General features: G+C 70.2%; 16 protein-coding genes. 4 read left to right on the forward strand and 12 right to left on the reverse strand.

The genetic code is table 11. The features are described from left to right. Window positions 1-2109, forward strand: coding sequence for a GAF domain-containing sensor histidine kinase (locus tag HMPREF9056_RS09890; RefSeq protein ID WP_009746883.1), 2109 nt, complete (start codon window positions 1-3; stop codon window positions 2107-2109). 41 nt (window positions 2110-2150) lie between these two features. On the opposite strand, the gene HMPREF9056_RS09895 is transcribed toward HMPREF9056_RS09890, so the two are convergent. From HMPREF9056_RS09895 to coaD, 6 genes are all read right to left on the reverse strand, one after another. Further along, window positions 2151-2810: a response regulator transcription factor gene (locus tag HMPREF9056_RS09895; protein WP_009746884.1), complete on the reverse strand. Its 660-nt coding sequence runs from the start codon at window positions 2808-2810 to the stop codon at window positions 2151-2153. 90 nt (window positions 2811-2900) lie between these two features. Further along, window positions 2901-3956, reverse strand: coding sequence for a bifunctional DNA-formamidopyrimidine glycosylase/DNA-(apurinic or apyrimidinic site) lyase (gene mutM, locus HMPREF9056_RS09900; RefSeq protein ID WP_009746885.1), 1056 nt, complete (start codon window positions 3954-3956; stop codon window positions 2901-2903). Then, the gene (gene rnc, locus HMPREF9056_RS09905) at window positions 3956-4759 is read right to left on the reverse strand and encodes a ribonuclease III (protein ID WP_009746886.1); all 804 of its coding nucleotides are present in this window, start codon (window positions 4757-4759) and stop codon (window positions 3956-3958) included. The genes mutM and rnc overlap by 1 nt, the downstream gene beginning before the upstream one ends. Then, on the reverse strand, window positions 4759-5331 hold the full coding sequence (locus HMPREF9056_RS09910) for a DUF177 domain-containing protein (protein WP_009746887.1): 573 nt from the start codon (window positions 5329-5331) through the stop codon (window positions 4759-4761). Before HMPREF9056_RS09910 ends, rnc begins: the two co-directional genes overlap by 1 nt. 111 nt (window positions 5332-5442) lie before the next feature. Further along, window positions 5443-5994 (reverse strand): hypothetical protein, encoded by a 552-nt coding sequence (locus HMPREF9056_RS09915; RefSeq protein WP_009746888.1) that lies wholly within the window; start codon window positions 5992-5994, stop codon window positions 5443-5445. Beyond that, complete coding sequence (coaD, locus tag HMPREF9056_RS09920) at window positions 5991-6590, reverse strand: pantetheine-phosphate adenylyltransferase (protein WP_009746889.1); 600 nt, start codon at window positions 6588-6590, stop codon at window positions 5991-5993. The genes HMPREF9056_RS09915 and coaD overlap by 4 nt, the downstream gene beginning before the upstream one ends. Before the next feature lie 192 nt (window positions 6591-6782). On the opposite strand from coaD, the gene HMPREF9056_RS09925 reads away from it, so the two are divergent. Further along, window positions 6783-7799 carry a LacI family DNA-binding transcriptional regulator gene (locus HMPREF9056_RS09925; protein ID WP_087942246.1) on the forward strand — a complete coding sequence of 339 codons (1017 nt, stop codon included), beginning with the start codon at window positions 6783-6785 and terminating at the stop codon, window positions 7797-7799. Between the two features lie 101 nt (window positions 7800-7900). Here the strand turns inward: HMPREF9056_RS09925 and fucP are convergent, their stop codons facing one another. From fucP to HMPREF9056_RS09945, 4 genes are all read right to left on the reverse strand, one after another. Continuing rightward, window positions 7901-9166: an L-fucose:H+ symporter permease gene (gene fucP, locus HMPREF9056_RS09930; RefSeq protein ID WP_009746891.1), complete on the reverse strand. Its 1266-nt coding sequence runs from the start codon at window positions 9164-9166 to the stop codon at window positions 7901-7903. Between the two features lie 216 nt (window positions 9167-9382). After that, window positions 9383-9811, reverse strand: coding sequence for an RbsD/FucU family protein (locus tag HMPREF9056_RS09935; RefSeq protein ID WP_009746892.1), 429 nt, complete (start codon window positions 9809-9811; stop codon window positions 9383-9385). 77 nt (window positions 9812-9888) lie between these two features. Next, on the reverse strand, window positions 9889-11358 hold the full coding sequence (locus HMPREF9056_RS09940; protein ID WP_009746893.1) for a rhamnulokinase family protein: 1470 nt from the start codon (window positions 11356-11358) through the stop codon (window positions 9889-9891). 12 nt (window positions 11359-11370) lie between these two features. Then, window positions 11371-13146, reverse strand: a complete 1776-nt coding sequence (locus HMPREF9056_RS09945) for an L-fucose isomerase (protein ID WP_009746894.1) — start codon at window positions 13144-13146, stop codon at window positions 11371-11373. 207 nt (window positions 13147-13353) lie between these two features. Here HMPREF9056_RS09945 and HMPREF9056_RS09950 point away from each other — a divergent pair, with 207 nt between their 5' ends. Then, on the forward strand, window positions 13354-14022 hold the full coding sequence (locus HMPREF9056_RS09950) for a class II aldolase/adducin family protein (protein WP_009746896.1): 669 nt from the start codon (window positions 13354-13356) through the stop codon (window positions 14020-14022). A gap of 59 nt (window positions 14023-14081) precedes the next feature. Further along, a complete protein-coding gene (gene rsmD / locus HMPREF9056_RS09955) occupies window positions 14082-14672 on the forward strand; it encodes a 16S rRNA (guanine(966)-N(2))-methyltransferase RsmD (RefSeq protein ID WP_009746897.1) in 591 nt (196 codons plus the stop codon). A gap of 10 nt (window positions 14673-14682) precedes the next feature. Here the strand turns inward: rsmD and HMPREF9056_RS09960 are convergent, their stop codons facing one another. Next, window positions 14683-16941: an ATP-dependent DNA helicase RecG gene (locus HMPREF9056_RS09960; protein WP_009746898.1), complete on the reverse strand. Its 2259-nt coding sequence runs from the start codon at window positions 16939-16941 to the stop codon at window positions 14683-14685. A 161-nt stretch (window positions 16942-17102) separates the two neighbouring features. Further along, window positions 17103-18859 (reverse strand): DAK2 domain-containing protein (locus HMPREF9056_RS09965; protein ID WP_009746899.1); only part of this gene is annotated, 1757 nt, incomplete at its 5' end.

Raw genomic sequence — 18859 nt, forward strand, 5'->3', positions numbered from 1 at the left:
ATGACGACACACGACCAGCACCACCCAGCAGACAAGCTGCAGGGGCACCGTTTTCCCGGTGTGCCCGAGGACGATCCGCAGAAGCTCGACGAGTCTGCTCTGCTAGGCGAGGAAGCGGTGGCAGCGTCCTCCGAGGAGTCCGTGCCGGCGGGGCGGCTGGCCTACGCCGTCCACGCCGACCAGCTCGTCTCCACCCGGGGGCGACAGGCGGCTATCCAGCAGCCGAGCCTGGATGAGGCGACTGTGAACCTCATCCAGGCGGCGCTGAGGCTGACCAGCTCCTTGCGGGTCCCTGACGCGCTGCGCCGTCTGGTGGAGTCGGCCTGCTCCATCACGGGGGCCTCCTGGGGTACCATCGCCGTGCTCAGCCACGCGGACATGGACGTCGTCGACGCCATCGGCACCGGGGCCTCCCCCGAGGGCTCGAGCACTGGGTTGTGCAGCGGGGTGCCCACGGCAACCCTCGATGAGCTCGCACAGATGGCCGGCGCCCCCGGTACTGCTACCGCATCACGCACATCAGCGGACACCCCGCTCAGCGGTCTTGAGGGTACGGGGCTGGTCATCGACAACGACCTGGGCCGGGCCTCGGCCTTCACCGGCGACATCGAGGACGAGGAGACCGGCAGCCTGCTCTCAGCCCCGCTGCGCCTTCATGGGCAGGTCTACGGGCACCTCTACCTGTGCGACAAGCCCGGGGGCTTCAGTCGTTCGGATGCCGACGCCGTCCTGACCCTGGCACAGGCCGCGGCGGTGGCCGTGGAGAACGCGCGCTTGTACCGCGAGGCCCGCGACCGCGAGCAGTGGATGGCCGTCTCCCAGGAGCTGACGACGCTGCTGCTCTCCGGAGCCGAGGAGGACGACGCCCTGACCCTCATCGCCCACCGGGTCCGCCAAGTCGCCCACGCCGACACCGCCGCGCTCATCCTGCCCAGTATCGGGGAGAGCTGGATCTGCGAGATCGCCGACGGCGAGCACGCCGGAGAGCTGGTCGGCACCTTCTTCCCACCCGAGGGCCGCGCTCTGACCACCTTGGCGCACCAGACCGGTCTGGTGGTGGCCTCCTTGGAAGACGCCTGGCAGGGCGGCGACCTACACGTCCCCCAGCTGGCCCGGTTCGGGCCGGCCCTCTACGCCCCGATGATCCACCGGGGCCGGGGTGTGGGCGTCATGCTGCTGCTGCGCTCCCCCGGAGCAGCCCCGTTCACCGCCCAGGACCTGGAGATCGCCGAGCTCGTGGCCGGCCAGGCCACCATGGCCTTCGAGCTGGCCGATGCTCACCACGCCGAGGAGATGGCCACGCTCCTGGACGAGCGGGCCAGGATCGGCCGGGACCTGCACGACCTGGCCATCCAGCAGCTCTTCGCCACCGGCATGCAGATCTCATCGGCTCGGGAACGCCTGGCCGCGGCCCGGGACGGCGACGAGGAGGCCGGTGCGCAGGCGGACCTGGACACGGTGTGCTCCGTGCTGAGCACTGCGCTGGAGGCAGTGGACGACTCCGTGGGCCAGATCCGCTCCATCGTGCGCTCGCTGCGCGACCGTGACGAGGAGGTCGGTGTCGTCGAGCGGCTGCGACGGGAGGCCTCTCTGGCGCGCAACGCCCTGGGCTATGCGCCCTCGCTGCTGCTGAGCGTCGACGGGCGGGGGCTGGCCCAGGTGGACCGCGATGAGGAGGACCGGCTCATCAGCTCGGTCGACTCCGTCGTGGGCGCCGACATCGCCGACGACATGGTGGCCGTGGTGCGCGAGGGCCTGAGCAACGTGGCCCGCCACGCCCACGCCTCCTCGGTGACGGTGGACGTCAAGCTCGAGGGAGTGCTGCCCGGCTCGGAGCTGTGCTGCGGACCGGGGGACGACGAGGGCCACGCCTCAGGAGACGCCGAGCCCTTCCGGGGCAGCCCGGTGGTGGAGATCGTCTGCCGCGACGACGGCGTCGGAGTGAACCCGTCCGTGACGCGACGTTCGGGGACCGCCAACATGGCCGAGCGGGCACGCCGTCATGGCGGCAACTTCGTCATCGGCCCCAGGGCCCGCTCCGACGGAGAGCGACGCGGTACCTGCTTCACCTGGCGGGTGCCGCTGAACGCGGGCGGCCGGCTGCACTGAACCCGCTGGTCAGCTGTCGCACCCGCGGGTAGGAGGGTCGATCAGCCGTTGCGCCAGCCCGAGGCCCGCTGCCCGGCCACCCAGGCGGCGACCTGGGTGCGCCGCTGCAGGCCCATCTTGGCCAGCAGGGAGGTGATGTGGTTCTTGACCGTCTTCTCCGCAACCCCGAGGCGCTCGCCGATCTCCCGGTTGGACAGGCCGTCGCCGATGAGGTCGAGCACCTTGCGCTCGGCGTTGGTCAGGTCCGCGGTGGGGTCATCGTGGTCGGCCCGGCGGCGCGTGACGGTGCGCTCGTCGAGCAGGACGCGACCGGAGGCGACGGCCCGCACGACGTCGCTGATCTCGGCGCCGTGGACGGTCTTGAGCAGGTAGGCCCGGGCCCCGGCGGCCAGGGCCTCGGCCAGGGCCTCGTCGTCGTCGAAGGAGGTCAGCACGATCGGCAGGGCCTGGGGCACCGACTCGCGCAGCTCCTGCATGAGCTCGATGCCGGTGCCGTCGGGCAGCTGGAGGTCCACGAGGATGACGTCGGGGCGCACCAGCTCGGCCCGACGCACCGCCTCGGCCCGGGAGCCCGCCTCGGCGACGACGTCGAGCCCGTCGGCGCGGTCAATGATCTCGGCGATGCCGCGACGGACGATCTCGTGGTCGTCCACGATCATGACGCGGACGATCTCCGAGGAGGGGGTGTGTGCCATGCTCATGACATTACCAGGGGCTGGAAACCTACGTCACACCTCTGGCGACGCCGTGGCGCCATTGTCGTGGGGTTCCCAGCCGGCACCGGGGGCTGCCTACCGGCGCCGGCGCGGACGGCGCTGGCAGCGGGGACAGTAGGTGTGGGAGCGTCCGCCCAGGGCCTCACGGAGCATGGTGGTCCCGCAGCGACGGCAGGCCTGTCCCTGGCGGCCGTAGGCGCCCAGCTCGCGGGCGAAGAAGCCGGAGGCGCCCTCGACGTCGACGTAGAGGGCGTCGAAGCTCGTGCCACCGGCCTCCAGGGCCCGCCGCATGACCTCCGCGGTTGCCTCCAGGATCCGGGCCACGACCCGGGTATCGAGGGCCGTTCCCAGGCGCAGACCGTGCACCCCGGCCTCCCACAGGCCCTCATCGGCGTAGATGTTGCCGATGCCCGAGACGAGTCCCTGGTCGAGCAGAAGGGTCTTGATGGCACGCCTCGAGGCGCGCACCCGGGCGACGACACCTGTGGGACCGGCGAGCTCCAGGGCCGGATCGAGCAGGTCGCGAGCGATATGCGTGGCGTCGGCCGGCAGCAGCGGCTCAGGGCTGCCTGCACCGCCGGGGGCGCCGTCGACGGTGGGGGTCAGGTCGACGACATGCAGGCCGCCGAGCATGCGCTGGTCAACCAGGTCGAGAACCGCCCCGTCGGTGCCGTCGGCACTCGGGTCACTGCTGAGATGGACACGTACACGCAGGTGGCGCGGAGAGGCCGAGATGTCTCGCACGTAGCGGGGCCGCTCGGTGGCACTCAGGTCTACCGGGCGCCTGCCGAGCCGGGTGTCCGGGTCCACCAGGAAGGCCGCGGCGCTCCTGATAGCCGGGTCTCGGTCGGAGGCTGCGGCGGGACTGGTGCCGCGCACGAGCAGCTGGCCGCTCATGCCCAGGTGGGCCGACAGGGCTCGCCCGTCGTCCAGCGGCAGCCACAGGAACTTCCCCCGCCGGACGACCGCGGTGACGGTGCGTCCGGTGAGCTGGTCGACAAAGGCCCGCACTCCCCCGTCCTGACGGCGCAGAGGACGCGGGTCGAGGACCTCGACACCGGTAACGGTGCGTCCGGCCACGTGCCGGGCGAGTCCGGCACGCACCACCTCGACCTCGGGGAGCTCGGGCATCAGCTCTGCGGGGAGTGCCGGGAGTCCTGCTGGGTGAGCAGGTCGGCGCGCAGGGCCTCGTTGACACCGGGCAGGTCCAGTCCGCCGTCGCCCCGGGCGGCCAGGATGGCGGCGTAGGCGGCCTCGGCGGCATCGTGCTCGGCGATCTTCTTCGAGCTGCCCGTGCCCCGTCCCATGACCTGGCCGTCGACGACGGCGCTGGCGGTGAAGACCCGCTGATGGTCGGGGCCGGTACCGCTCACCTCGTAGCCGGGATTGCCGAGCTGGTGGGCGGCGGTGAGCTCCTGGAGGCTCGTCTTCCAGTCCAGGCCGGCCCCGCGGGTGCGGGCCGAGTCCAGGAAGCGCGAGACGAGCCGGGTGACGACCGTGCGGGTCTCCTCCAGGCCGTGGGTGAGGTAGGTGGCGCCGATGAGGGCCTCGACCGTGTCGGACAGGATGGAGTCCTTGTCGCGCCCGCCCGAGAGCGCCTCACCCTTGCCGAGCTTGATGAACTCCCCCAGCCCCAGGTCGCGGGCGACGGCGGCCAGGGCCGGCTCGGAGACCGTGGCGGCGCGCATCTTGGCGAGCTGGCCCTCGGGGACGGTCGCGTGGGTGCGGTAGAGGTACTCGGTGACGATGATGCCCAGGACCGAGTCGCCCAGGAACTCCAGGCGCTCGTTGGTGGGCAGGCCGCCGTTCTCGTGGGCGTAGGAGCGGTGGGTCAGGGCCAGGTCGAGCAGCCCGGCGTCGATACTCGGTCCCCAGCGGTAGACGAGCGCCTCGGTGTCGGTGCGAGCGGGCGGGGCGCTGCGGCGCTTGGCCATCAGGGTCGCCCCTCCTCGGGATCGTCGTCCTGCTGGCAGGTCTCCAGCAGACCGGCCAGCACGGACCAGCGCGGATCGAGAACCTCATGGTGGTGGTCGGCGGGCAGCTCCTCAAGCCGCTGCCCGCAGTCGGGGCACAGTCCGGGGCAGTCGGGGCGGCACAGGGGCTGGAAGGGCAGTGTGGGCACCAGGGCGTCGCGCAGGGCGGGCTCGAGGTCCAGGGTGGTGTCCCCGACGGCGAGGAGCCCGTCGGCCTCCTCATCGCCCTCGGCCCGCTGGGCCTCGATGGCCTCGGGGAAGAGGTAGAGCTCATCGATTCTCACGGTGCGGTCCTCGTCGAGGACGCGCAGGCAGCGCACGCACTCGCCGTGGACGTGGAGATCGGCGTCGGCGTGCGCCAGGACGCCGTCGTCCATGGAGGTCAGGGTGACATCGAGGGCGAGGTCGCTGCCCTCGGGCACGCCGATGACCTCGGTGCCCAGGTCCGCGGGGGCGGGGGTGCGGATCCGCAGGTTCTTGACCGAGCCGGTGGCGCGGGGCAGGTCGACGATGTCGACGACGAGTCCTGGCATGGTTTCCTCCACAGCTGGTTGACCGCGCCGTCTGGGACGGTGACCGTCGTCGGCGAGGTGATGGATGAGGGGTCTGGCGCGAGCGTACCCCGAGGTTACGGCGCCGCCGGTTCAGCGGGCGGAGGGGTCCACGGACCAGCCGGAGCGGCGTCGGACGGGTTCCTGGACCTCTACCGACTGGTCCAGGCCATCGCCCAGGCGACCGGCCAGGACCTCCCGGCCGGCCCGGATCTGCTCGGTGATCTTGGCGATCTCGGCCTCCAGGGAGGCCAGGGCGCGGTCGGAGTACTCGTCAGCCCCGTGGCGCAGGGAGGCGGCCTTGTCCTCGGCGGCGGCCACGATGCTGTCTGCCCGGTCGTTGGCCATGCGCACGATGTTCTCCCCGGCCACCAGGCGCTCGGACTCCTCCTGGGCGTACTGGACGAGCCGTTCGGACTCGGCGCGTCCCTCGGCCAGGACGGCGTCGGCGTCGGCGACGATCTTCTCGGCTCGGTGGACGGCGGTGGGGACCGCGTCACGGGCCCGGTCGATGAGGTTCTGGGCGGCTTCCCGGTTGACGATCGCGGAGGCGCTCATCGGCATCGATCGGGCATGGGTGATGAGGTCGTCAAGCTCATCGAGGATGTGCAGCAGGTCGTCTCCGGCATCGCGGCTGGTCGTCACGGTAGGTCCTCTCGTGTGTGGTCGTCGCCGACGAAGCGGCCTGGCGGGGTTCCGGGTGGGACGGGTCCTGGGGAGACGCTGTTCTGGCCGGGGCCCTGGCGGGACGACTGGGAGGTCTCGGCCAGTCGGGCCCCCAGGATCCGGGCGACGGCGGGCGGGACGAGTGCGGAGACGTCCCGGCCGTAGCCGGCGATGTCCTTGACGAGGGAGGAGGAGATATGGGCGTAGGCGGGCGACGCCGTCAGGAAGACCGTCTCGGGCGCCCCCAGGTCCCGGTTGAGCAGCGCCATGGGCAGCTCGGCGTCCAGGTCGCTGCCGTTGCGCAGCCCCTTGATGATGGCGCTCGCGCCACGCTGGCGGCAGTAGTCGGCCAGGAGCCCGGGGACGAGGTCCACCTCGACGCCGGGAAGGTGGGAGGTGGAGGCCCTGACCAGGGCCAGGCGCTCCTCGACATCGAGCAGGTGACGCCCGGCCTTGGCGGCGTTGTGGGCAACCCCGATGACGACGACGTCGAAGAGCGTGGTCGCACGCGAGGCGATATCGACGTGCCCCAGGGTGAGGGGGTCGAAGCTTCCGGGGTAGACGGCCAGGCGCATGCGGCCACGCTACTGTCTGGGCGTGTCGCCGTGCGGGACGCGCGCCGCGTCGTTCCTTTCCAGGGCCGGTACGGGCCGTCAGGGGAGCCCCCCGCCTGCCCACCTTCGCACTCTGCAGCAGCGCATCACTTCCCGATCCCACCGTCCGCCGGCGTCCAGGAGCACTGCACAGGCGCTGCTATATTTTCTCCTGTGCCCACACGCGTGACCCTGAGTGACGTGGCTGACGCGGTCGGAGTCTCGTCTCAGACCGTCTCCCGCGTGCTCAACAACCACCCTTCGGTCCGCCCCGAGACGCGCCAGAAGGTGCTGGCCGCCGTCCAGGCGCTGGGCTACGAGCCGAACCTCGCTGCCCGCTCGCTGGCCTCGGGCTCCTCCGGGGCCGTGGGAATCCTGCTGACCGCCGGGCTGTCGCATGGCATGGCCTCCACCTTCTCCGCGATCGCCCGGGCTGTTCGAGAGCGCGGCGGTACCTTCGCACTTGCCACCGCCGACGGCAACGACTCGGAATCCGTGCGACAGGCACTCGCTCACCTGCACGGCTACCGCGTGGCCGCCACTGTTGTCCTCGCCCAGCGCGCCGATGTCCTCGCCGTGCTGTCCTCCCAACGACGCCCCGGCCCCATCGTCGCGATCATCTCCGGTCAGCACGACTTCTCCACGCTGTCGACTGTCTCCATCGACCAGGCTCTGGGGGCCCGTCTGGCCACGGAGCACCTTCTGGCTCAGGGGCGCAGCCGTCTGCTGCATGTGACCGGGGACCTGTCCTGGCAGGACGCCTCGGAGCGGCTCGCCGCCTACCAGTCGGTCTGCGCGGAGGCCGGGATTCCTGGCCGCTGGGTGGGCACGGACGCCTGGACAGGAGAGGCCGGAGCCAGAGTTGCTCGGCGCCTGCTTGGTGCCGGCCTGCCCGACGCCGTCTTCGCAGGCAATGACGACATCGCACTGGGCCTGTGCCATGAGCTGCTCGCCGCCGGCGTGAGGATCCCCGACGACGTCGCCGTCGTCGGGTTCGACGACATTCCCCTTGCTCGATGGGCCACGCCGTCGTTGTCCAGCGTCACACAGGACTTCGACGCCCTGGGAAGGGCAGCGCTGAGTCTGTCCGATGAGCTCGTGGCGGGCGGCACCCCCCGCAGCGTCACCTTGACCCCGCAAATGGTGGTTCGGGGCTCCGCGCCCAGTCGGTCCCGGATGACGTCACCATGAGCGCGGGTGGGGGCTCCCTGTGCTCCAGGCAGCCCCCACCCGCGCGTGAGCAGGGTCTGACAGCAGATCCCCCTCGGCGTCACCCTGCTCCGACCGAGCGCTCAGGTCGCGGACGCGTCAACCGTCGCGGTGTCCTCGCGGTCCGCACGCAGCGTGTAGAACCCGTAGGCGGCGACGATACTCAGGCAGACGCCCACCGTCACGTAGGAGAATGCCGCTGAGGTAAGGTCCATGACCCATCCTTGAACCAGGGGCATCGTCGCTCCGCCGATGATGGACATCACCAGGCCAGCGGCTCCGAACTTGGTATCCTCGCCCAACCCCTTGAGGGCCTCGCCGTAGATGGTGGGAAACAGCAGCGAGATGCTGGCCGACATCAGTGCCACTGCGACGGCTCCGACGATATTGACGCTCACCATCGCGAACAGTGACAGCCCGACGCCGAACAGGCACATGATGATCATGAGCTTACGAGCATCGAATCTTCCCATGAGTCCGACCATGAGAAAGCGGAAGACCAGGAACACCAGCAGACTCGCCTGCAGCCAGTACCCGGCGACCTTGTCCGACACCCCCAGGGCGTCTGTGACGTAGTGAAGGGTGAAGGTCCAGATGCAGGTCTGAGCCGCGATGTTGAAGTACTGGGCAACGACCCCGAAGCTGTAGCGCTTGTTGCCCAGCAGTCGCTTGAGCCGTCCACCCGATGAGGCCGGCTGCCCCGTGGAGACCACAGGAGTCTCAGTCACCTTGACGAAGGCGATCGACACCGCAAGAGCGATGTAGAACAGACTGAGTGCCACGAAGGGCCCCATGACGGCCTGCAGCTCGGAGGAGCGGGTGGACAGCAGCTCGGCCTCACTCATGGACGCACGCTGCTCCGCCGTTGCGGGACTGATGTGGGGCAGGATGAGCGTCGCCGCGATCAGCACCCCGAGGTTGGATCCGATGGGATTGAAGGCCTGAGCGAAGTTGAGGCGCCGAGTGGCGTTGTACTCCGGTCCCATCGACATGACGAAGGGGTTGGCACTCGTCTCAAGAATGGACAGCCCTGAGGCCAGGGTGAACAGCGCGGCCAGGAACATCGAGTAGGTCATCACGTGGGACGCCGGGATGAACAGGAGTCCCCCCGCAGCGGCCAGGCCGAGCCCGATGAGGACCCCGCCCTTGTATCCCAGACGGCTGTTGATGAAGGCGGCGGGAATCGCCAGACAGAAGTAGGCACCGTAGTAGGCGGACTGCACCAAGGAGGACTGGACGTTGTTCATGGAGAACACCGAACGGAAGACCTTGACCAGCGGTGCGGTCATGTCCCCAGCCATTCCCCACGCCGCGAAGCAGGAGACGAGGAGGATGAAGGGAACGAGCATGCCGGGGTACAGGAATCCCTGACCGGAGGAGCTCTGCGCGGCGGACGCAGTCTCATTGTGGCTTGAGCGCGCGCTCCGTGAGGACGACGAGGCTGCACCCGTGTCATCCGGGGGCACACGTTCAGCGGTGGACATGGTGGTGGACGTCATGGCTTCTGCTCCGTTGCAGGTAGGTGGATCTTCGTATCAACGGCTCGATGTAGGCATCCTCGATGCTCACAGCACCCCCTTCTTGAGGATGAGGTTCCCGTACAGCGCGGTCTCGCCGGTGAGGACCACGGCGTAGACGCTCGGGGTGTAGTCGTAGAAGGCCATGCGTTCGATCGTCCTGACGCTCACGGGACCGGCGTCCTTCTCCGCCTCGTTCCAGATCTGCTCGTAGACGTCCCACACCGGAGGCCGGGGGTCGTCGCCGACCGTCTCCATGAGGGCCACCTGGTAGCTGCTGTACCGGTCGAGGGGCATGAGGGTGAGGATGGATGTGAGCAGGTCGGGAATCCCCAGACCGTCGGCCCGCACTGTGGTGGGGTGGAGGTGGTGTCCGGGGAAGTTCGCATCGGCCAGGAGGATCTCGTCACCGTGCCCCATCTCCAGCAGGATCTTGACAAGGTCGGGTGAGAGGTTGGCGGGAATATTGCGGAGCATCGTCGCTCCTTTCATAAGCGAGTTGACAGGTGTTGGCGTAGAAGGTGGATAGGTGTAAGCGCGCGCAGACCAAAGGATCAGCGGACGGTGGCGTTGAGCAGCCGCTCGCGCATGATGTCGAAGGCGCCGGGCGGAACGATGGAGTCGGAGGGGTCGACGTCGACCAGGCTGACGCTGCGGCGCAGCACCTCGCCGCGCGAATCCGGCTCGACGGCGCCGGTGGCCTTGAGCTGGGCGAGGATGTTGCCCAGGGCACTGGCCTCCGGCGTGCCCACGACGACACGCCGGTTGCAGGCCGCCGCCGTCATCGCCGGAAGGAGGCTGTTACGAGCTCCTCCTCCCACCAGATGGATCGGCGAGGCGGGGTCCAGCAGATCGCCGACGACGTCCTGCAGCCCCTGGGCGTAGGCGGCGTGCGCGCAGGCAAGCGACTCGAGAATGAGCCGGACCGTCTGCGCCGGCCCCTCGGGCTCCACCGCGTAGTGGTCACGGCACCAGTGGGCGATCTTGGCCGGCATGTCCCCGGGGGTGGCGAAGAGCGCGTCGTCGGGGTCGATCACGACGCCGAGCGAGGTGCACTCCCCCGCCGCCTTGACCAGCGCGCCGGTGTCAGGCTCGTTCCAGGAGCGCTGGCACTCCTGGAGCAGCCAGAAGCCGGTGAGGTTGCGCAGGAGCCGGATACCGCCGTCGGTGCGGACCTCGTTGGTCAGCCCTGCCCGCAGCGCCGCCTCGTCCAGGACCGGATGGGGAACGACGGCGCCGATGAGGCTCCAGGACCCCGAGGAGATGAACAGACGAGCCTCGTCACCCCTCAGCCCGAGCGCGTGGACGGCGCAGGCGGTGTCGTGTCCGCCGGGGCGCACGATGGTGATTCCCTCCGGCGTCGTCCCGGCCACCGTGGCATCGTCGACGAGCGGGGGCATCCACCGCTCGGGGATCCCAGTGGCCTCAAGAACCTGAGGCGCCCAGTGCCTCGCCCCTGGTGAGGCGAGCCCGGTGGTCGAGGCGATCGCCCGCCCCGCACCGGCCGGGGCGCCGAGCAGGTACGCCACCAGGTCGGGCAGCGGCAGGAAGCGGTCGACCCGGTCAACGAGGTCCGGCTCCTGCCTCAGGTCCGCGTAGAGCTGGTAGACCGTGTTGATCTGCTGGGGCAGGATACCGGTCGCTCGCCAGGCCGCCTCCGGGGAGATGACCTGGTCCAGGTCCGCGGCCCACCGGGCCATGCGCCCGTCGCGATAGGCCCGGGGAGCGCGCAGCAGCTCTCCCTGGGCGTCGAGCAGGCCGTAATCGACGCCCCAGGTGTCGATGCCGATGGAGTCGGGAGCCCGCCCCAGGCGCCCAGCCGCCTCGACGATGCTCCGACGAGCACCGTCCATGATGCGCTCGAGGTCCCAGGTGAGGGCGCCCTGGTCATCCACCACCTGGTGGTGGAGCCGGAAGACCTCCTCAGTGCTGATGACTCCCTGACGGTAGCTTCCCAGGACCGCTCTCACGGAGCTGGAGCCGAGGTCGAGCGCGAGGGCGTGGTGCTCGTCGGTGCTCGTCATGACAGCGATCCTTCAGCGGTAGAGGGGGCCGAAGGTGGCGCAGGCCCGGAAGTCGGCGCTCTCGGGCTCGGCGGTGCCGAAGGGCACCCAGGCCTTGGGACGCAGGATCCTCTCGCGCTCGACGTTGTGCATGTAGACGGGGATGCGCAGCATCGAGGCCAGAGTGATGAGGTCGGCGCCGAAGTGCCCGTAGCCCGTGGCCGTGTGGTTGGCGCCCCAGTTGGCCATCCAGTCGTAGACGGAGGTGAAGGCGCCCTGGCCGGTCAGGCGCGGGACGAAGAAGGTCGTCGGCCAGGTCGGGTCGGTGCGGTTGACGATCTGGTCGCGCACGTCGTCCGGCAGCTCTACGGTCCAGCCCTCGGAGATCTGGAGGACGGGCCCCTGACCGGCCACGAAGTTGAGGCGGGTCGCGGTCACGGGCATGCCGCCGGCGGTGGTGAAGTGCGTGGAGAAGCCGCCTCCGGGGAAGTACTCGCGCGTAGCGGCGTGGAAGGTGGAGGCCTTCAGATCCGCCTCGATGTCCGCCTCGGTGATCTCCCACCAGTGCTTGATGATCGGGTTGCCCTCGGTGTCCTTCTCCTCGCCAGTGGCGTTGAGGGTCGTCGCCCCGGAGTTGCGCAGGTCGATGAACCCGTTCTCGGCGCGTCCCTCGAGCTTGTATCCGGTGACCCGCTCAACGGCCTCGGGGCTCCAGTAGGTGCGCACGTCGCTGAAGAGCTGGGGGCGGTGGGTCAGGACGGAGTTAAAGAGCATGGCGACGGCGTTGCCGGCATCGCCCTCCGTGGCGAAGACCTTCTCGGGCCGCTTGCCGTTCCAGTCGAAAGTGGTGTTGAGGAAGGTCTCGAGGATGTCGCCGTTGGGCTTGTAGTCCGTCCACTGGCGCTGCCCCTGGAAGCCCGCCGCGATGGCGTCGTGCCCGTCGGCCTCCTCGACGAAGCCGAGCTCGGCCAGGGCGGGGTTGCCCTCCATGAGGTCGCGGCCGATGAGGAGCATCTTGATGCAGTAGTCGAACTGCTCGTCGTACTCCTCCTGGGTGAAGCGGTTGGCCTCGGGGTTGCGGTTCTCCCCGATGGTGAGGTGCTCGCGGGCCCAGGCCAGGGCGGTCTCGTACTCCTTGTGGTCGTAGATGCCGTTGGCGATTCGGCGGTCGATCTCGATCATATCGATGTACTCGGCGCGCATTCCCAGGTAGTCGACGAAGAACTGCTCGGGGACGCGACATCCCGCGATCCCCATCGAGACGGTCCCGATCGAGAGGTAGCTGCGTCCCTTCATGAGACCGACCCCCAGAGCCGCGCGCGCGTAGCGCAGGATGTTCTCGACGACGTCGTCGGTCAGGCCGGAGTCGTCGGCGTCCTGCACGTCGTGGCCGTAGATGCCGAAGCAGGGAATGCCCAGCATGTTGTAGGCGGCGGCCGCGGCGGCCAGGGTCACGGCCCCCGGCCGCTCGGTGCCGTTGAAGCCCCAGATGGCGTGCGGAATCGAGGGGTCGAGGTCAAGGACCTCGGTGATGTAGTTCCATGAGGCGGTGACGGTCAGGTCGGCGCACACGTTCTCAGTGCGGAACTGCTCCTTGCAGCGGTTGGCCTCGGACACTCCCCCGATCGCGGTCTCGGAGATGACGCAGCGCACCGGGCTGCCGTCGGGGTAGGTCAGGTGGGAGGAGATGAGCTCGGCGACATCCTTGGCCAGCTGAGCGGTCTTGTCCTCGAGGGACTCCCTGACGCCGCGACGGCGGCCGTCGATGAGTGGGCGGATTCCGATGGCGGGGTAGGACGCGGTGGGCATGGCAGGTTCCTTTCACTGGGCGACGATGACCAGGTCCCACATGAATGTGAGCGCAAACAAAGCATGACCCCAACCACCCAGTAATGTCAAGTGTGAAAAGAAAAAGACGTAACCATAGACATGTGAGCGCAAACATGAGATGATCCGCTGGTATCACTTCAGACGCAACGGGGCGCGCTGCGGTACGTCCCGAGGAAAGAGCTCACGATGCTTCTCCACGACGCCCGTCAGCAGATCACCGATGCCTGCTTCCACCTTTCCGACGACGGCCTGGTCGTCGGCACCGCCGGCAACCTGTCCGTCAGGGAGGGCGACCTGGTCGCCATCACTCCCTCGGGCCTGCCCTACCAGGACATGCGCCCCGACCTGGTCGCCGTGGTCGACTACGCCACGGGCAAGCAGCTCGAGGGGCCGCTCAAGCCCGCCAGTGAGCTCGACCTGCACCTGACGGCGCTACGGGCGACCGGTCAGATGTCGGTGGTGCACACCCACTCCTACGCGGCCACCGCCGTCGCCAGCCTCGAGGGCGTCAGCGCACTTCCTGCCGTGCACTACTACATCTGCATGTTCGGTGGCAGCGACGTGCGGGTGGCGGACTACGCGATCTACGGCTCCCCTGAGCTGGCGGCCAACGTCGAGCGAGCGCTCGAGGGGCGCACGGCTGCCCTCATGAGCAACCACGGCTCCGTGGTGACCGGCCCTGACCTGGCCTCCACCTACATCCTGGCCCAGGAGCTGGAGTGGGTCTGCGAGCTCTACCTGCGCACGCGCACCGTGGGCGCTCCCAAGATCCTCTCCGAGGAGCAGATCGCGGCGGTGACCCGCAAGATCCGGGACACCGGTTACGGTCAGCACGCTCCGGCCCAGGAGGACTGACCGGTTCGGGGACGCCCAGGGTGCGAGAACCGGGGGCGGAGGTCACGTATGGTCGGGCCATGACCAGGATCGTGGCTGGAACCGTGGGCGGGCGCAGGATCGAGGTGCCCCGGTCCGGGACGCGCCCCACCTCAGAGCGGGTCCGCGAGGCACTCTTCGCCCGGCTGGACCACTACGGGGTGCTCGACGGCGCCCGGGTGCTGGATCTGTGCGCGGGCTCGGGGGCCCTGGGCCTGGAGGCGGCGAGCCGAGGGGCCGACGACGTCATGCTCGTGGACTTCTCGCGCGCGGCCACTGACACCTGCCGGCGCAACATCCGGGTGCTGGGACTGGACGGGGTCCACGCGGTGACCGCGAAGGCGGACGCCTTCCTGACAGGCGCGGCGGGAGCACCGGTGGACCTGGTACTGATCGACCCGCCCTACGATCTGAGCGAGGAGGAGCTCACCGCGATTCTCAGCCCCCTGATCCGCAGAGAGGACCCGTGGCTGACCGCAAGTGCCGTCGTCGTCGTCGAGCGCTCGAGGCGTTCAGCCGAGCCCACCTGGCCGGAGGGCATGAGACGCTTCGCGGACAAGCGCTACGGGGAGACCATGATCTGGTTCGCCGAGCCGACCGCTGAGCCCGTCGGGGCCGCCGATCCTGCCTGAGCCCGCCCTGTCACGCTCGTTCGAGGAAGGCCTGGGACTCCTCGTCGAGTCGCTCGACGATCGCCGCGGCCAGGGCCCGGTGCTCGCGCAGCTGCGGATCGTCGGCCACGATCCGCTCGGCCTCACGCCGGGCGGTGGCGATGAGCCGGGCGTCGCGGGTCACGCGCAGCAGGTCCAGGCCGGAGGTACGCCCTGACTGCGAGGCCCCCAGGACGTCGCCCTCGCTGCGCAGGTCGAGGTCGGCCTCGGCCAGAGCGAATCCGTCCGTGGTGGAGGCGAAGGCCTTGAGCCGGTGGAAGGCGGTGGAGCCGACCTCCACACCGGTGACCGCCACGCAGACGGACTCTCGGCTGCCGCGTCCGACCCGACCGCGCAGCTGGTGGAGCTGGGACAGGCCGAAACGGTCGGCGTCCAGGATGACCATCATGGTGGCCTCAGGCACGTCCACCCCGACCTCGATGACGGTGGTCGCCACCAGGACGGGAGTGGCGCCGGAGGCGAAGTCGGCCATGGCAGAGGCCTTGTCCTCACTGCTCATACGCCCGGTGAGGCTCCCGACGCCGACACCCTCCAGGGCGGGCTCGGCCTCCAGCCGCTGTCGCCATTCCTCGACGGCGGCCAGAGGGCGGTCCGGGCGCGAGCAGGACTCCTCGAGCTCAAGCGGCCCTGGGGTCTGCTCGGCGGCGGTATCGGCGCCGGAGGCCATCGCGGCCTCCTGCTGAGGCTCGTCGTCACCGACCTCGATCCGCGGGCAGACGACGTAGACGCGTCCACCGGAGGCAGTCTCCTTGGCGGCACGTCGCCAGATTCCCTCCACCCAGGAGGTGCGCGACCAGGGGACCAGGTGCGTGGGGACGGGGCTGCGTCCGGCGGGAAGCTCGTCAAGGACAGAGGTGGCCAGGTCGCCGAAGACGGTCATGGCGATGGTGCGTGGGATCGGGGTGGCGGTCATGACCAGCAGGTGGGGGGTGTGACGCTGGCCGGTGGCCGAGTCGGTGACGCCGCCGCGCTCGCGCAGGGCGTCGCGCTGAGCGACGCCGAAACGGTGCTGCTCGTCGACGACGACCAGCCCGAGGAAGGGGATCTGCACCGTGTCGGACAGCAGGGCGTGGGTGCCGACGACGATCGCCGGCTCACCGGCGGCCAGGTCGGCGAGGATACGACGGCGCTGGGCGGCCGGGGTGGAGCCGGTCAGCAGGTGGACCCGGGTGGCGCGCTCAGCCTCACCGAGCATCCCGGACAGGGCCAGGGGGCCGAGAAGCGCCTCCAGGGAGGAGTGGTGCTGGGCGGCGAGCACCTCGGTGGGGGCCAGCAGGGCCGCCTGTCCGCCGCCGTCGACCACCTGGAGCATAGCGCGCAGGGACACGAGGGTCTTGCCGCTTCCCACGTCACCCTGGAGGAGGCGTTGCATGGGAACGGTGCGAGCCAGGTCGGCGGCGATCTCCTCACCGACGCGCACCTGTCCTGCGGTCAGGTTGTAGGGCAGGGAGGCGTCGAGGTCGGCCCTCAGGGAATCGACCACCTGCGGCTCTGGCCAGGCCACCGCGGTGCGCGTGGCCTCGTGGTGGGCCCGTCGCTGAGCCAGGGCCACCTGAAGGATGAGAGCCTCCTCGTGGCGCAGCCGGCTCCGGGCCGCCTTCCACTGGTGGGCGTCATCGGGCCGGTGCACCCAGCGGTAGGCGGTATAGGCGTCGATGAGTCCAGCCGAGCGCCGCAGGTCCTCAGGCAGGGGGTCGGCAACGTCGCCCGGTCCGAGCTGGTCGAGGACGGTCCGTACCGCCTTGGCCACCGACCAGGACGGGAGGGCCTCCGTTCCCGGGTAGATAGGTATGGGGCGGGCCAGCAGGGCCTCGCGCTCGGCCTCATCGAGCTCGTCGAGGACGTACAGGCGCGGGTTGGTCAGCTGCTTGCGTCCGCGGTGAAGCCCGACCTTGCCGCTCATGAGGACGGTGGTTCCGGGAGCCAGCCGGGTGGCGCGGGCACGCATCTGGCCCGCCGCACCGAACTGGACGACGTCCATGGTGGAGACACCGTCAGTGACGGTGGCCTCCATGAGGGCCGGAGCCCGGCCGGAGCGGGTGCGTCGGGAGGAGGCGCGCGCGATCTGGGCCTGGATGGTGGCCTGCTCACCCTTGACGAGGGTGCGCATGTCGGTCAGATCCCCCCAGGTGTCGTAGCGCCGGGGCAGCAGGCGCAACAGGTCGGCCCCGGTCTCCACCCCCTGCTTGGCGAGCTGGGCGGCCGTCCGCTTGCCCACGAGCCGGGTCACAGGACGCTCGAGGAGACCGACGCTTCCGGGGCGGGGCGCGCGGGTTGAGCGATCAGGCGAACTGGTCACGACACCACCCTATGACGAACATGAGGCGGATCAGCTCCCGAGCCGCTACGCAACAGCTGCTGGATGCCCCGCGGCAACGGGGCCTGCGACGGCTACTCGATGGCGATGAGGACGTCAGGGTGCTCCTGGCCGCCCGCATGGACGGCGACCTCCACATCCTCACCAACCACATGTCCTCGGGCGCTCACTGCCGCGCTGGCGGCCAGGGCGCCGACGTCGCGGCCGGCGTTGCGTCCGGTGATGACGGTGAGCAGCTCGTCGGAGGGCCGCAGCGCCGAGGCCACGGCGTGGGCCACGGCGTCGGCATCGGCCTGCGCCCCGTTGAGGGAGATGGTGCGCAGGCCCGCGGCGGCGCTCCAGGCGCGGCGAGCCAGGTCTGCCAGCTCGGCCTCCTCACTCCGTCCGGCCAGGGCGACCGCGGCGGCCAGGACCCGGGCCTCATCATCGGTGTCGCACACGAGGAGCTGGATGCCCTCGGCCGCGTAGCGCTCCGACGACGATCCCGCCTGCATCCCGGCACGAGCGGCCTCACGAGCGGCTCCTGCGTTCCGCGTTCCGGCCGGAGGACGAACGGTGGAGACGGCCGAGCGCGCCGCCAGGAAACGAGCGGCATCGTGGGCGGCCTCCGTGCAGGCGGCGTCACAGGGCAGCACGATGACCTGGGAGGAACCCAGGTCCGCAGCGGCGCGTGCGATCCCCTCCCGGTCGGGGTTGAGGACGACAGCGGCGTCGGAGCGGGCGAGCTGCTCGATGAGTCCGGGGGCCCGGGTGCAGGCGATGACACCGATCCCGGCCTGTCGCGAGCGGGCGGCCAGACGCGGCGTCTCCGCCGGTACAGGGCGCGGCGCAGCCGCCTGGGAGGGGTGCATCCGTACCGACTTGGCCTTGCGCTCAGCCCGGCGGGCGGCCAGTCGCTCGAAGGAGACCACGTGGCCCGTGGGATCGGAGTCAAGCGCCCCCCACGGGGACGGGGGCTCGTCGGTGGAGGCCACTAGGGCGGTGGGGTGAAGGTGGTGGATGCAGATCTGGCGGGCACGGCCCACGTGCGGCAGGGCCGCGCGCGGTGTGTCGGTGTGGACGTGGACCTGGTAGAGACCCACCCCCAAGGCGTCCGGAGTACCGACAACGCCCACGGAGTCGCCGATGAGCTCCAGGTCGCGGCGCAGTTGGCCGGCTTGGACGGCGGTGGCCTCCAGCAGGTACATGACCTCGAACTCGCCGGTGGACATGCCCAGGGGCTCAGGGCCGACGCTGTGCGGCACCCCGCCCTCGGCCAGATCGGTGAGCATCTGCCGGGCGACGGCCGTGTAGGGGGCGTGCTCGTCGGCGTCCTCGTGGCCCTGACGCAGCTCTGGTGCCTCATTCTTCCCGCTGCCGACCTCCTGGATCGCGTCAATGGTGTCCGACAGGCAGGTCAGCAGCAGCATGAAGGCTGCTCCCCCGGCATCCACCGGGCCGTGGCCGAGACCCGCGGTCTCGACGACGGACTCCTGGGACCCGAAGGCCGCAGCGGCGGCGATGATGCTTAGGGTGGCGGGCGAGCTCGCCGTCGCCTCCTCCAGGGCGGATCGGGCGGCCGTGGCCGCGTCCCTGGCGACCGACAGCAGGGTACCCACCACCGGCCGGGAGACCGCGGCCCAGGTGGTGTCCGCCATGGCCTCATAGGCGTGCACGAGCTCGACGGGACGCAGGCCGGTGGGGTTGGGGGCGTCGGCGCAGATGTCGGCGAAGGCCGCCAGCGCCTGAGAGACCAGAAGACCCGAGTTCCCTCGGGCCCCGCGAACGGCGCCGTCGGCGGCGGCGCGGGCGACCTGCGCGGCATCGGCGGCCCGCCCCAGCCGGTGAAGGG

Origin of the sequence: Actinomyces sp. oral taxon 170 str. F0386 (assembly GCF_000195595.1) — a bacterium.
Taxonomy (GTDB): domain Bacteria; phylum Actinomycetota; class Actinomycetes; order Actinomycetales; family Actinomycetaceae; genus Actinomyces.

What these genes read in the sequence shown, in the direction of transcription:
- HMPREF9056_RS09890 (WP_009746883.1), top strand. Translation starts at nt 1, where the DNA reads ATGACGACACACGACCAGCACCACCCAGCAGACAAGCTGCAGGGGCAC.
- HMPREF9056_RS09895 (WP_009746884.1), bottom strand. Translation starts at nt 2,810, where the DNA reads ATGAGCATGGCACACACCCCCTCCTCGGAGATCGTCCGCGTCATGATC.
- mutM (WP_009746885.1), bottom strand. Translation starts at nt 3,956, where the DNA reads ATGCCCGAGCTCCCCGAGGTCGAGGTGGTGCGTGCCGGACTCGCCCGG.
- rnc (WP_009746886.1), bottom strand. Translation starts at nt 4,759, where the DNA reads ATGGCCAAGCGCCGCAGCGCCCCGCCCGCTCGCACCGACACCGAGGCG.
- HMPREF9056_RS09910 (WP_009746887.1), bottom strand. Translation starts at nt 5,331, where the DNA reads ATGCCAGGACTCGTCGTCGACATCGTCGACCTGCCCCGCGCCACCGGC.
- coaD (WP_009746889.1), bottom strand. Translation starts at nt 6,590, where the DNA reads ATGCGCCTGGCCGTCTACCCCGGAAGCTTCGACCCCCTCACCCTGGGG.
- fucP (WP_009746891.1), bottom strand. Translation starts at nt 9,166, where the DNA reads ATGCTCGTTCCCTTCATCCTCCTCGTCTCCTGCTTCGCGGCGTGGGGA.
- HMPREF9056_RS09935 (WP_009746892.1), bottom strand. Translation starts at nt 9,811, where the DNA reads ATGCTCCGCAATATTCCCGCCAACCTCTCACCCGACCTTGTCAAGATC.
- HMPREF9056_RS09940 (WP_009746893.1), bottom strand. Translation starts at nt 11,358, where the DNA reads ATGACGAGCACCGACGAGCACCACGCCCTCGCGCTCGACCTCGGCTCC.
- HMPREF9056_RS09945 (WP_009746894.1), bottom strand. Translation starts at nt 13,146, where the DNA reads ATGCCCACCGCGTCCTACCCCGCCATCGGAATCCGCCCACTCATCGAC.
- HMPREF9056_RS09950 (WP_009746896.1), top strand. Translation starts at nt 13,354, where the DNA reads ATGCTTCTCCACGACGCCCGTCAGCAGATCACCGATGCCTGCTTCCAC.
- rsmD (WP_009746897.1), top strand. Translation starts at nt 14,082, where the DNA reads ATGACCAGGATCGTGGCTGGAACCGTGGGCGGGCGCAGGATCGAGGTG.